Genomic DNA, 13,749 nt, shown 5'->3' with positions numbered 1-13,749 from the left:
ACTGATTATTTTTAATAAAAATTTTTAAAACTTATGAAAGTAAATAAAACTACACCAACCGATTACCCAATTTTAGATAGTATAAAAAATAGATGGAGTCCAAGAGTTTTTGCCAATACACCAATTACAGAACACCAAGTAAAAATATTGCTAGAAGCTGGACGTTGGGCACCAAGCGCGTCAAACATTCAACCATGGCGTGTAATATGGGGATTAAAAGGTACAGAAATGTATGATCGAATTTTTAATTGCTTAGACGAATTTAATAGTAGTTGGGCGGGGAATTCACAGTTACTATGGATAAATGCCTATAAAAAAACCATGAATAATAGAGACGTGGATAACTTTCATGCCTTGCACGATTTAGGGCTATTTATGGGGAATGTAATCCAACAAGCAAATAGTATGGAGATTGCTGTGCATCAAATGGCTGGAGTAGATTTTAAGAAAGCCCAAAAGGAATTTGGCTTTACCGATAATTATCATGTAACTACAGCGATAGCTTTTGGTTATTTTGGTGGCAACCCTGAAGATTTACCCGAGGATCTTAGAAAACAAGAGTTAAAAGAAAATCGTAAAAGAATGTCACAAGATGAATTTGCTTTCAACGGAAATTTTAAAAATAATAAATAAATAAAAAAATTATGAGTGATAAAAAGAAACATGCAGATTTCCAAGATGAATATAGGAAGTCGTCCAACTTTGGAAAAACCGACAAGCCTGATGAATTAAACATAAAAGGTGATGGAGAACTGAAGTTAGAGAAAGATGAAAATATGAAAACGAAGACGGAAAAGAAGAAGATTGATAAAACTTTAAACAAAATTATATCTGAAGAGGAATAGTTCTATTCCATATATTCTATTTTACATAATATAAATTATAGTACATTTATAGCAAATTACTGTATACGCAGTATTTTACATAATTGCAGTTCTAGAGCTTTAGCTGTATAACGATAGTAATTATGTAAAAAGTAATTTGCGCCAATGCATAATCCAACTGTAGCTATAATGATACTATGTAAAATAGAGCCTCTCGTTAACTTGAATATTCTGTATAATGATCAAGAATTTCATTTTTAAACGATTGTCAGCGATTAGCATTTGGAGAATTAAAATGTAACTATAATTTGACGTTATGTAAAATATCCGCTGCCAACGCTTATTGCTTTGATAAAATCAAATTACTATTGTAATTTATTTTATACGCAATTTCCAGTCGCTTGCCAGCGCATTTAAAAAGCTAGCTTTTAGATGTTATTGAAATTTTAGCGTATTTGGGTATTTGTGCTTAATATTTTTTTCTACGCGATTCTTGTAAACCTGCCACAAAAGTATAAAATTTAAGAATTCGTGTTTTAACAAGATTCACGCACACTTCAACAATAACAATGGTGTGAACTAAAAAAAAAACCTGTACTGAGCTTGTCGAAGTATCAAGGCTGTATATCCCGATGGCTATCGTATAGCGTGTATTTTAGACTGTTCGTTTCATTGAAACATAGTTACTACTCAGTGCATTCCTCTCGCCTCCTATGTCGACTCGTCGGATGCAAGATAGTTTTAGCCTAAGTTTTCTGAGGCCCCATACTAAAACTTAAAATTAAAAATAAAGCTCATATTACTAAAATGGTTGTCTTTCAGAAATTCTTTGTTGTATAGTCCATATTTAAATAAAAGCCCTGGACTAAATAAAAACCATTTAGTTTCAAATTCAAATTCAAAACCTGTCCTAAGGCCGTATGTATATATCCAATTTGTTGACCCTTCTTCAGAATTATTATTTGGATTTGACAATTCTTCATTTGTATAGAAAGTTGTTGCTCCGAACTCTAACCCTATAAAAGGATAGATTCGATAATTTTTTGAATATCTTTTAAATAAAAAATATTCAAATGCGCCACCTATTTCTGGTTGAGGAGAAAAATTATATCCCTTATAATCGATATTTTTGCCCAAATCTAAAAATCCAGACAGCCTAGTTTTACGAGATATATCTACTGCTATTTCTAACAATATTGAAACTGTACCTAAAGATAAAGAATCATTTGATGATAATTGGAAATCATTACTATCTCCAAAAAATGTTGAAGAAAAACCTGTTCTAAAAGAGAAGGCTCCTCTTTTCACATATTTATGATTAAATTTTACTGGATTACTTAACAAATCTTTATCATTGATTTGATATAAATAATAGCTTTTACATTGTCTCTTTTTTAAGAACCCTTCTTCATTGGTTGCAGTAAAATTACTTTTAAATTTTATACTACGTACACCAACTGAGTCGATATATGAGTAGCCTATAGTATCATTTAGATGTAAATTTCTAATAAATTTTTGACCAATCTTCTCTTTTGAAATTATAATTTTATTACTTAAAACAACTTCTTCATTATCAAAATAAATTTGGCCTTCATTATTCTCATTTTTAGGAATAGATTTCCCAGTGAGATAGTCAATGCTTTTATAATCCCGATATAATGGAATTATTGACTTGGGTTTATCAATTGGTATTAATTTAATATTAATTGGATTAGAATCATTAATTCCATCGGATACATTAAAATTTAAGTAATAAATGGAATCATTCGAAATAACAATTTTCTGATTAGGACTATTTGGTGTCAAATTAACTTTATTTATATGTTGATAATATTGATTTTCAACAGGTATATTTTTCCAATTATAACTTATTTCTTCTGTATCAATATCATATGACCTTGATCCAGAAAACTCAATTGTATCTCCTTTAGATACAAAGGATTCAAAACTTTTAGAATATGATTTATTATACATTTCAATTATAGCAATTGGAGGGTTATTATTTTCATCAAATAACCGATATAAGGCATTTTTTACTTTCTTCAAGTAATCTTTGTTTTTTGGGTTTATAAAAAAATTTTCAATTTTTTTAACTTTTTTTAATGTACCACTTCTAATATTCCCTTTACCATCATTGTCGATTAAGGGCATTGTTTCAAATAATTCAAATTGAAATTCAATTAACTCTCCTAATGTATTTGTTTTAATTGTTAAGAAATAATTATAGTTAAGTATAGTACTAATTATTTCACTATTTACTTTGTTATCAATTAATTCTAAATTTATTAATGATTTAGCATTGTACTTATTCCAAACGATATTGGCCATTTCGGATTGTAATTTACTATCTTCTTTTAATCTGTTAAAGCTCTCAACTTCTTTAAAATAAGTCTCAATTTCATTTCTCTTAATTATACTTGAAGTTGTCATTAGTTTTAGCTCTGACTCGATATATGGAACTAAAAATCCTGGTTCTTGAAAATAATAGAGTAATTTTTTTTCATTAATATCAGAAACCTTATTATTTTGAGAAAACAATAATCCTTGACAAAAAACTAAGATGATTATAGATAGTCTTTTAAGCATAATTTAGTTCTTTTTAAAATAAGGTCTTTATTTTTAAAAATAAGCGTTTCAAATTGTTCTTCAATTTGTTGTTTTAAAATATTTTTGGGCGCTGGGCCTATGTTAGGAATAGAAAATTCTAAAAACTCAAGATTGCAATTTTCAATTTCAATAAACAATTTACCTCCAGTATAGTTTGCCACATCAGAGTTTTTAATCAGTGCTATATAACTACCAGTGTAATCAATTTTAATAATTAAATTTCTATCAAATTTATCAGTGTCAAACTCAAATATCCTTTTTCCTAAATTTCCCAATCTTCCCTTAAACTCATAATTAAAACCTTCAGAAACTTCTTTGCTTTCTTCTAAATAAATGATGTCTCCTGAATCATTGGTAATGTTTTGTATTAGTTCAGCTTTACTTTTAAAGTTAAATAGGCCCATCATAAAGGTTATTATTACTACTAAGGAAGCAATATAGCTCACCCTAGTTGGCATTTTCCAACTATTCCATTTTTTTTTACTTGGAATAATACTTTCGAAAAACACAAATATTCTTTTCAATTTATACTTATATTTTAAACCTTAAATATCAATATTATTAATATGTAAATATACTTATTTTAACAAATAATAAACTACTTAAGATATTACAACAAACTAATCATTTCATACAATTTACACTACTTTCATATCGTCGTTTCGTGCATAGAGTGTTTCATTAAATCCTAAAAGAAACTTTAGAAAGAAAAAAGTTAAAGAAAATTTGAGGTAGAAATTTCGCTCTTTACCAAAGCAGAGTGTCGTAACCATGCCTACGCCAAAAAGTGCTAGGGCAGGCAGTTTATTAATAACTAGGATAAATGAGCTTTTCTTTAAAGCCAGAGGACTTCTTAATTTATTTTATATTTATAACAACTTTTCCTTTGGTACGCCCGTTTGCTACGTGAAGCACAGCGTTTACTGCATCGTTTAAGGGATATTCTTTCTCGATATTAGTTTTAATTTTTTCAGATTCTACCAGTTTGGTTATTTCATTGAGTTGTCTCGCATTAGGACGTAAAAGTACAAGGCTGTAGTATGCCGATTTTTCAGAAATACGCTTTGTTATTTTCCTTCTTTTCCATGCTAAATAAGTTTTAGCAAAAAAGTTCAATTTCATTCTCTTTGCCGTTTCCTTGTCAACCGGTCCCACAAGAGTTATTACTTTTCCACCTTTTTTTATTACTTTAAAGGCATCTTCGGTATACTCGTTCCCCAGTGTGTCTAAAACCATATCGGCATCTTTTACAATGGCTTTATAATCTTCGTTTTTATAATCGATTACACGATCTGCCCCTAATGCCTTAACCCATTGAACGTTATTGGTGCTCGTAGTTGTGTACACATAAGCCCCCATGTTTTTAGCCATTTGAATTGCCACCGACCCCACTCCACCAGAGCCAGCATGGATTAATATTTTATCACCACCTTTTAATTTGCCCCTACGCAAGGCCTGGGTTGCAGTTAAACTAACCAATGGTAAACTTGCCGCCTCTTCAAAGGTTTTGTTTTTTGGTTTTAAACTAACAATATTTTGGTTTACAGAAACATACTCCGCAAAAGTGCCTTGCTTATCAACATAGGCATAAACTTCGTCTCCGATAGTGAAATTAGTAACATTTTCGCCTATTTCAATAATTTTACCACTTACATCATACCCCATGGTAGCCGGTAAAGTATAATTTTTACGCATTTTTAATTTCCCCGTAAGCACCTTTATATCTAGTGGATTTACACTAGCTGCATAAGCTTCAATTAACACTTCATTTTTGTTGATGGATGGCTTTTCAATATTAGAAATCTTTATGCTTTCCGAAATTTTATTATAGGCTATATGTTGTACTGCTTTCATAATTTAAACTTGTTAATGGCTTGTTTCAATAAATTGTCTTTCAACCTATTATTAAAAAAAGAGGCTGTCTAAAAAGTGATAGTCCAGTTTCAAACTGAGTTCAATACAAGCTTTAATGTTTTAAAAACTAAAACATTTCGACTGCGCTCAATATAACATTTGGAATAAACACTGACTTTTTAGACCGCCTCTTCTATACTAATTGGAATGGTTTAGATGGCTGTTGCGCCAGCTTCTGCAACGGTATGATCATTTTCAACTGAACTTCCGCTTACTCCAATGGCGCCAATAATGTCGCCCGAAGCATTTTTAATTGGTATACCTCCTGGGAAAGTTATTAATCCGTTATTGGAATGTTCTATGTTATATAAAGAACCACCTGGTTGAGATAATTCACCTACTAATCCAGTATTCATATCAAAATAACGTGCTGTTTTGGCTTTTTTAATTGAAATATCTAATGAGCCTAGCCATGCTCCATCCATTCTTCCGAATGCTACTAAATTTGCACCCGCATCCACAACGGCAATATTCATTTTAGTATCAATTTCTGTCGCTTTTTGTTTTGCGGCTACTATCGCTTTTTCTGCTTGTTCTAAAGTAATGTTCATAATGTATTGTTTTAGTATCTTTTTGATTATGAAACAAATATAAGTTGATAATTTCGGTATTGAGTTACCAAATAAGCCCAACAACTTATGAAAAAAGGTCAAGATGTAGCATTATTAAAAAATTACGTCGGTATTTCACTCGGATTGAATCCGAATTTGTTTTTAAAGGCAATACTAAAATTAGAAAGGTTGTTATAGCCAAAGTCTAAATAAATATCCGAAGCTTTTAATTGGCCTTCCTTCAAAATTTCTTTTGCTTTTAAAAGCCGTTTATCCTGCAACCATTTTCCGGGGGACGTATTATACTCGTTAGCAAAACGCCGTTTAAAAGTGGATAAACTCATATGACATAAAAAGGCAATTTCCTCTAACTTTAAATTGGAATACACATTGTTTTCAATAACCTTTTTAAAAGGAGATATTTGTTGTGAAATTAAAGAGTGTAGAAATAATTCAAATTTAGAACCGTATTTATTAATAAGATACAGCATTAGTTCTTCAAATTTTACTGAGAGTAAATTGTTCTTGAAGATAGCTGGTGCCTCATTTATAGTGTCTAATGAATTTAGATAGGACATGATATAACTATCATTTTCAATCACAAAATAACCAACCTCATTTTTACTTGTATTTACATTATTTACATGCTTATTATAAAACTCTGAGAGTTTATTTTCAGAAAAAAACAATAATTTGCAATAATAGGTGGCATCGGTATCCAATAGTTCTGTCCATAACCAATTTCCTTTATTAAGAAGTAAAGACTGATTTTTGTTTACGGCCACTGCGGTATTTGCAAAATGCACCTGTTTTTTTCCTACTTGTAAAAAGCTAAACATGTGCATACTTAAATTGACTTTGCTTTTCACCACATTATTGTTCATTTTAAAATCGTAGACAAATAAATCAGGGCTTTCGCTTTTGTTTTTAATATAGATTTCAGGAATGTTTTCTATTGGCATTTGGATTATTTTGTAATAAATATATTAGGTTTATATAACAAAACAGAATTTAATGGGATGAATACTGAAAACGAGTTTTCCCTTTATGAATTATTTCACATCCATTTCACTTCCCTCCTACGCTCACTCGACTTTTATTGATGCAATTACAAAAAAAATTACTTCCTTCCTTCACTCCCCTGGTTAAATTTAAGCTTGTAACCGCAAAGCCCTAAATGTAATAAGCGCTATATATTTCGTTGTTTCATATAAAAACAGAAATAGGTAGTGAGGCTTAGACAATTAAATAAGTATTTATGCAAAAATTATTTCACGACCAGACGATTATTTAGTAATGGCTATAATTAGACGTTTATCAAATAAACTTCCAAAATAGAACCTAAAATAAAGGTTTTGATTTGGAAGTTTAAAATGTCAATTTCTAGTTAATATTCATACAATTATTAAAAAGTAGTAAATCCTCCGTCTGTAGCCCAATTGGCTCCTGTAATATATGAGGCTTCTTTTGATAATAAGAACAGCATAATTGCCACTTGCTCCTCTGGGGTTGAATCTCTATGCTCAGAATCTGTGAATTGCAATAAACTTTGAGTTTTAATGGAGCTTATACCAGAGCCTGGATTGTCTTTATTTGCTTTACTTTTTGCCATCATTAATTTATAAGCTCTTTCAACCATTGAGGTAGACGTATTGGCCATATTTACAGAGTTTACCCGTATTCCATATTCAGCATAGTCGATTGCAGCATTTTTTGTAAGACCATTAACAGCGTGTTTACTGGCAACATAGGATGGAGTTCCCGAAAAACCCCGTAAACCTGCTACAGAGCCAACGTTTACTATAGCACCACCTTGTTTTTGAGCAACCAATTGTTTCAATTCCTCGCGTAAACATTTGAACATTCCAGTTGCATTAACACGCATCACCACATCCCAATATTCATCAGTCGCTTCGTGACATCTGCTGAATGTAAGATGCTTCTGTTTTTCATAGTTAATGGGTTCACTTGGATGTATGGCATCCATAACTCCCGCATTATTGATGGCGAAATCCAATTTTCCATATGATTCTACCGCTTTTTGAACCATTTCCCTACAGGTTTCATTGGTGGAGATATCGCCGTGTACAAATTTAGCCGAACCTCCATCATTCACTATTCCATCTATTACGGCTTTACCTTCTTTCTCTAGCCAATCTACTCCCACAATGTTTGCTCCTTCTTTTGCGGCCCTCCGTACTGCAGTCATTCCCATTCCGCGAGCACATCCTGTAACTATCATAGTTTTACCTTTAAAACGATTCGGGATAAAATAGTTTGGGTCAACTGGGTCAACATCTATTTCACCCGATAAACTTTTTGGAGCTATTAGTCCGCTTTCCAAATTAGCATACGCCAGACCTGTGCTGGCAGCAACCGCGCCAAGCATTGTATTTTTCAACATTTTTCTTCTGTTCATGATCTTAGTTTTAAAAGTTAGTAATTATTAAATTTATAATGCATAACGCATAAACAACATTGTACTCCACCAGTTTTTTGGGATTTCAGGCGATAAGGCTGTAGCTACAGCGTCGCCAGGAAACGTTGCTGCAACGTGGCCTTGGATAAATATTTTACGTGACAGAAAAACCTTAAAAGTAAGATTGGTTTCAAAGCCATAATCTTTTGATTCTATAAAAGATAAAGCTGGATTTCCTCCTAAATTGGTTTTACTGTCTGCCTTAAAAAACCAAATTTGTGGCACCAGTTCGAGTTTGGATCTCGGTCTTAACCTTATTTGTAATCGATGCATAATTGCATTTGAGTTTTGGACTACTTTAAAATGATTTATACCTTGCACCCACTGTTCTCCATTTCCACCAGAATATAATGGATCCCAGCGTTCAAATCTATCGGTGTTTCCATCATCTCCGGTAAAACTAGCGTAGCGATAACTAATGGTTGGTTTCCAAGGAAATTTTGAAAAATTATAGCCCACCTCTCCAAAATATCCATGCGCGCGCATTGGGAAATTAACATTGGTTTGTAATCCTGCTTCACCAGCAATAAAAATTCCAGATTGCCCTTTTAGTTTAGGTTGCCATCTAAAGCGTGCATCAAAAACCCGAAGTCCTTCTCTACTATAAGTTTTCTTAGTAGTAAAATAACCATATTCGGATTTTTGAACAGCCAATACGCTCCCTCCTACTGAAATACTTGCAGTTGGTAACGCTTCAACATTAAGGCCTAATATTTTTGTTTTGGAATCTACAATGGGAAGTTCGTCTGGATCCAGATAGAAAAATTCCAACGAAGTATTATCATATTTTATACTAGCACGTGCAAGTAAATCTGCAGACCATCGAGGGTTGGATTGTAAGGCTGCTTTGCTACCACCGTTTGAAGATGTGTTTGCAATTAAAAAACCATTACCGATAGTATAACGTTGTCTGCCCACTGAAATATTTGCTGCCAACCGATGTCCGTTTTCCCAAGTTTTTCCAGTAACAAAACCAATATAAGCATCTTCAATACCTAAATAGCCACGGGTTTTGTTTGTGAATAATTCTTCGCCTTTGGAACCGCTAACTATTGCGCTTACACCTCCATAGATAAGAAAATTGTCTGTAATGGGTGTAATTCCATAAATACCTAAATGTGCAAAACCTTCTACCCAATCGTCATATCCGTTGCCCGCTGGCGTACCTTCTACTAAGGGATTGCCGTTGAGCAGTGCATCTGGCTGTGCGTACCAAGCATTAGTATTACTGTAATGAATGGCGAGTGCTTCAAGTTTTAAACGAATAAAAGTATTTCCTTTATTGTAAAGTTTTGGAAGCTCACTAATTTTTCCAGACTTAAAAAAACCATTTACAACGGATTTACCAATGCCGTCACCCAGCGTGAGATAAATTGTTACTAGAACGCCTCCCGTGGGTCCAAATGCTAGATCAAGTTTAGTTTCAGAAATTCTAGAATCCTGACGAGATTGTGATAAAGCAAAATCTACTTGTGTGTTCAAAAACCGTTTGTCGGGAAATATTTTTAAATTCTGACGGACTTTGTCAATTAGGCGTTCGTTGAGAGCAATGTCTTGAGAAGGATTTGTTATTTCAATAGTTACCTTTTCAATTCGTTTATCTTCATAAGGGTCTGTATTTCCGATGCCTTGAGCCAAAAGACCATGAAAGGAAAAAAATCCAACTACAAAATACATAATTACGAATGTCTTTCGATAAGAGTATTTTGATGATTGACGTAAAATCCCTCTCATAAACTGAGTTATTTAAAACATAATTGTTAATAAAGTCTTAAAACTACAAATTTAAATTGTATTTAATGTGAGTTTTAAAAAATAGAATAATCCCCAAATTTCAACAGGCTCTTTTTAAAAACAGTATTAAATTCTAAGGAGTCGTTTATATTACATCTATTGTTTAAATCGTAAGCCTAAATTTTTTTTGTAAATTTATCTCACGAATTAACCGTGAAATTGCATTCACTAAGTCCGCTAACTGATGAATAGACATATAAACCTAAACCCTATTACATCAGTTTTTACAACCCTATTCCTTTTATTCTGCCTGCATTCATACGGTCAAGGTATTATTTCATCAAAAGAATCGAAAGGAGATAAATTTAGATATATCCAGATAAAACCGCATTTTGGTTCTTTTTTAAAATCTACAGATGTTCTTAATGAAAGTGGTTTACTGGACAATGGTTATGGTGGTGTTACCATAAAATATGGGTGGCAGTCATCAAATAATGAAAGTTGGGTAAGTAGATATGGGTATCCGTCGTATGGAATAGGTATTTACTCAGGATTTTTAAGTGATGCTGAAGTTTTTGGAAACCCCAATGCGATTTATGGTTTTATAAAGTTTCCATTTTCTGATCCTTCCAGAAGAAATATTTTTGCTCTTGAAACTTCTTTTGGACTTACTTACAAATTAAAACCTTACGATTCCGAAACAAATCCGGTTAATGAAGCCATTGGAGCTAGAGCTGCAGTTTATTTTAATATAGATTTTGGATTTACTTATAAATGGACTCGCGAACTGGATCTACTATATGGTATAGATTTCACCCATTTTAGTAATGGATCGACTTATAAGCCTAATGCTGGTTTAAATTTATACGGAATAAATTTTGGATTGCGTTATAACTACAATGCGGCGCAATCCACAAATGAGGAAAATCTTTATTCCAATAATGTTTTGCCTGCCAGATTTAGAAGACCCAATAGTTCGGCTTTAAAGAAAATACGTGGCAGTGCTATTTCCATTTTAATTGCTGGAGGTACAGCCCAAAGTGAAGCTTTAAAAGGTACCGAAACCCTAATGGGAGTATTTAGCGGAATTATTGATTATGAATATCAAATCAACGAAATGCACGCTGTAACTGGTGGATTTGATATTTTTTATGACAATCGATTACAAAACCAAACGGCTTCCGACCGATGGTCTGTAGGGGTTCATGGAGGTTATGATTTTAGGTTTTACAAGTTTGCTGTTAAAATGCAGTTTGGTACCTATCTCGGTGATAATAATGATAAAGGTGAGTTTTTTATGCGTCCAGCGTTACGATACAACTTTTCAAAAAGAATTTTTGCTCAAATAGGATTAAAAACCTTAAATGGTGGAGCTGCCGATTATATTGAATATGGAATAGGATTTCGGCCTTTTTCATGGTAGCCATAATTAACTTGCAAATTGTTTTTAAAAATACTCCAACCAAATTTCGGAAACAATTTCTTAAAATTTTCAACTAAAACTTCCTCCCTACGATACATCTCTTTAAATTTTTAAATTACTAATTAAAAAATAGGACAGATACTTATTAACCGCTACACCTGTGTCAAATTTATTTTTCTACAACATTAAATGAGAAACGTTGAAAAAACCTTCTATTCTCAAGCTATTTTTCGAGGTTGTATCCAACACATATCAAACCAGTATATTCATCATAAATCCTTCCTAATGCCTTGTTAAATAATGATTAAACCAATCTTCTGCTCATGGCATATTTTATATATTCATATTAATTAAACTGAAATTCCATTTTAAAATAGCAATGAAGATTAACCCACAGATTGAAATAGAAAACTTTATAGGTGAACTTAAAAACGGCGAACGCACTGTTAAAAGTTTGGCTCATGATGGTTTTTTATTTTTAGAACACGATGTGCCCTTCCTATTAATTTATAGAAAAAAACCGAATGACAAAGCGACGCTTAGGTTAGCAAAAACGGCTGCAAGTTATTTGATTATTGGTGAAAATAATGCAGAATATTTCTCCGTAGTTATAAAACAGCTTACCCAAAAAATGAGTGCCCGTTTTGGAAGCTTTTTTTTAATGGAAATTTACAGCGGGTCATCTAAAAGTACCGAATTTATAATTCGCGGTCCTGCTCATAAATTACCTGTCTCCCTCGAAGTATTGCGCGAGGCACTTACAAATATTGAAAGTACTACTTATGGCGTAAAACTAGGTGCCAAAATTGAACAGACCAAACAAAGACAACAAGATTCAGAAAAAGCCTTGCTGGATATTGAAACCATTAAAGATTGCGGTGGAACGCTTATTGGTTTAGAAATACCGCCTGTTTACCGCGATACTGAAGGTGAAGTCTTCCCTATTTATTTTAGACAATTTCAAGAAAGTCTTGCAGTTGCTATTCAAAAGTCGGTTTTTGAATTTATAAGGGTACAAACTTCAAGTAATTTGGCCAATTATTACGCTTTGGGAAAACGTCAAATTCACGAAGAAGTTTTTAAAATGGATCGAGTTCTTACCCAAATTGAAAACAGCTACCAATTTCTGCTTTTGGTGGCCCCCGTAAATATTCAAAATATTCGAGAAGTCTTTTTTGAAAGCAATTTTAAAAAGGTAGAACCGTATCACTATCGGCTCCTCCCTATTGACCCAGACATTTTAAAGAGAAAATTATACAATTTGGAAATTGACCAAATAGACGACCCTGCCCTCTCCTATTTGTTTCACGAAAAACGTGAAGAGTTAGATCAACAACTTACCATGTTAAAGGAGCGAGGCTCTAAAAATTTCTTCTACAGTAGTGTGCGGCTTTACAAAGGATTGGATACCGATGTTTTAACCGAAGCCGAATTAATCTTACAGCATATTTCAGAAGAAGAAGAAAATGCCAAAAACAACGAACTTTCGGCAACCGATTTTGCTAAAATGGCACAAGCAGAGTTTGATTATTTTAGAGAACAGGATCCAAATTATAAATGTAAAGTTCACATTCGAAATGATGTAAATGTAATGATGGTAAGTAATGGCGAATTGTACTTACCTTCAGATTACACTTTATCGCACAAAGAAGCAGAAGCGTTAATACAGCACGAAATTGGCACTCATGCCCTAACCCACTACAATGGGAAACAACAACCTTTAAGTCAGTTGAGTGTGGGATTCGCAGATTACGACCCATTGCAAGAAGGAATTGCTGTACTTTCTGAATATTTATCGGGTGGATTATCTGCAAACCGCTTACGACTGTTGGCGGGACGCGTAGTTGCCGGGGCTGCCTTGATGGACAACGCCGATTTTAAAGAAGTTTTTAACCTGCTGCACAAAACGTATAATTTTTCAAAGGAAAGAGCTTTTAATATTACCTCGCGAATGTTTCAAGGCGGCGGATTTTTAAAAGATATTATCTATTTAAAAGGATTGATGCAGCTGCGCGATTATTTAAATGATGGAGGTGATTTGGAATTTTTATTAGCCGGAAAATTTGCACTTAAACACGTTCCAATGATAACCGATCTAACTGCTCGTAACCTTTTACAGCCCCCTCGATTAAAACCTCGATATCTTAAAAGTAACCATTTCAACCAACGAATTAATAATATTAAACAAGGGATTTCTCTCTTTAAACTAATTTAATT

At 32.9% G+C, this 13,749-nt stretch carries 11 protein-coding genes; 4 read left to right on the top strand and 7 right to left on the bottom strand.

Annotation, left to right across the window (positions count from 1 at the left end; translation table 11 throughout):
• Positions 1 to 33: 33 nt before the first annotated feature.
• On the top strand, positions 34 to 633 hold the full coding sequence (locus K8344_RS04285; RefSeq protein WP_237607029.1) for a nitroreductase family protein: 600 nt from the start codon (positions 34 to 36) through the stop codon (positions 631 to 633).
• An 11-nt stretch (positions 634 to 644) separates the two neighbouring features.
• Positions 645 to 845: a hypothetical protein gene (locus K8344_RS04280; protein WP_237607028.1), complete on the top strand. Its 201-nt coding sequence runs from the start codon at positions 645 to 647 to the stop codon at positions 843 to 845.
• Positions 846 to 1,592: 747 nt separating this feature from the next.
• Here K8344_RS04280 and K8344_RS04275 read toward each other — a convergent pair.
• From K8344_RS04275 to K8344_RS04245, 7 genes are all read right to left on the bottom strand, one after another.
• Positions 1,593 to 3,410 carry a hypothetical protein gene (locus K8344_RS04275; protein WP_237607027.1) on the bottom strand — a complete coding sequence of 606 codons (1,818 nt, stop codon included), beginning with the start codon at positions 3,408 to 3,410 and terminating at the stop codon, positions 1,593 to 1,595.
• Entirely contained in the window at positions 3,389 to 3,955 is a 567-nt protein-coding gene (locus K8344_RS04270) for a hypothetical protein (protein ID WP_237607026.1), read from the bottom strand. Before K8344_RS04270 ends, K8344_RS04275 begins: the two co-directional genes overlap by 22 nt.
• Before the next feature lie 334 nt (positions 3,956 to 4,289).
• On the bottom strand, positions 4,290 to 5,285 hold the full coding sequence (locus K8344_RS04265) for an NADP-dependent oxidoreductase (RefSeq protein ID WP_237607025.1): 996 nt from the start codon (positions 5,283 to 5,285) through the stop codon (positions 4,290 to 4,292).
• A 212-nt stretch (positions 5,286 to 5,497) separates the two neighbouring features.
• Positions 5,498 to 5,896 (bottom strand): GlcG/HbpS family heme-binding protein, encoded by a 399-nt coding sequence (locus K8344_RS04260; protein WP_237607024.1) that lies wholly within the window; start codon positions 5,894 to 5,896, stop codon positions 5,498 to 5,500.
• A 122-nt stretch (positions 5,897 to 6,018) separates the two neighbouring features.
• Positions 6,019 to 6,858, bottom strand: a complete 840-nt coding sequence (locus tag K8344_RS04255) for a helix-turn-helix domain-containing protein (RefSeq protein ID WP_237607023.1) — start codon at positions 6,856 to 6,858, stop codon at positions 6,019 to 6,021.
• Positions 6,859 to 7,301: 443 nt separating this feature from the next.
• Positions 7,302 to 8,315, bottom strand: a complete 1,014-nt coding sequence (locus tag K8344_RS04250) for an SDR family NAD(P)-dependent oxidoreductase (protein ID WP_237607022.1) — start codon at positions 8,313 to 8,315, stop codon at positions 7,302 to 7,304.
• A gap of 33 nt (positions 8,316 to 8,348) precedes the next feature.
• Positions 8,349 to 10,109, bottom strand: coding sequence for an alginate export family protein (locus tag K8344_RS04245; RefSeq protein WP_237607021.1), 1,761 nt, complete (start codon positions 10,107 to 10,109; stop codon positions 8,349 to 8,351).
• Positions 10,110 to 10,353: 244 nt separating this feature from the next.
• On the opposite strand from K8344_RS04245, the gene K8344_RS04240 reads away from it, so the two are divergent.
• Together K8344_RS04240 and K8344_RS04235 are read left to right on the top strand one after the other, a co-directional pair.
• On the top strand, positions 10,354 to 11,532 hold the full coding sequence (locus K8344_RS04240; protein WP_237607020.1) for an acyloxyacyl hydrolase: 1,179 nt from the start codon (positions 10,354 to 10,356) through the stop codon (positions 11,530 to 11,532).
• 379 nt (positions 11,533 to 11,911) lie between these two features.
• Positions 11,912 to 13,747, top strand: a complete 1,836-nt coding sequence (locus K8344_RS04235) for a peptidase MATCAP family protein (protein ID WP_237607019.1) — start codon at positions 11,912 to 11,914, stop codon at positions 13,745 to 13,747.
• Positions 13,748 to 13,749 lie beyond the last annotated feature (2 nt).

The organism is Aequorivita xiaoshiensis, from assembly GCF_022008395.1.
Classification (GTDB): Bacteria; Bacteroidota; Bacteroidia; order Flavobacteriales; family Flavobacteriaceae; genus Aequorivita; species Aequorivita xiaoshiensis.
Note: the sequence above shows the minus strand (reverse complement) of the source record. Positions and strands in the feature narration are given on the sequence as shown.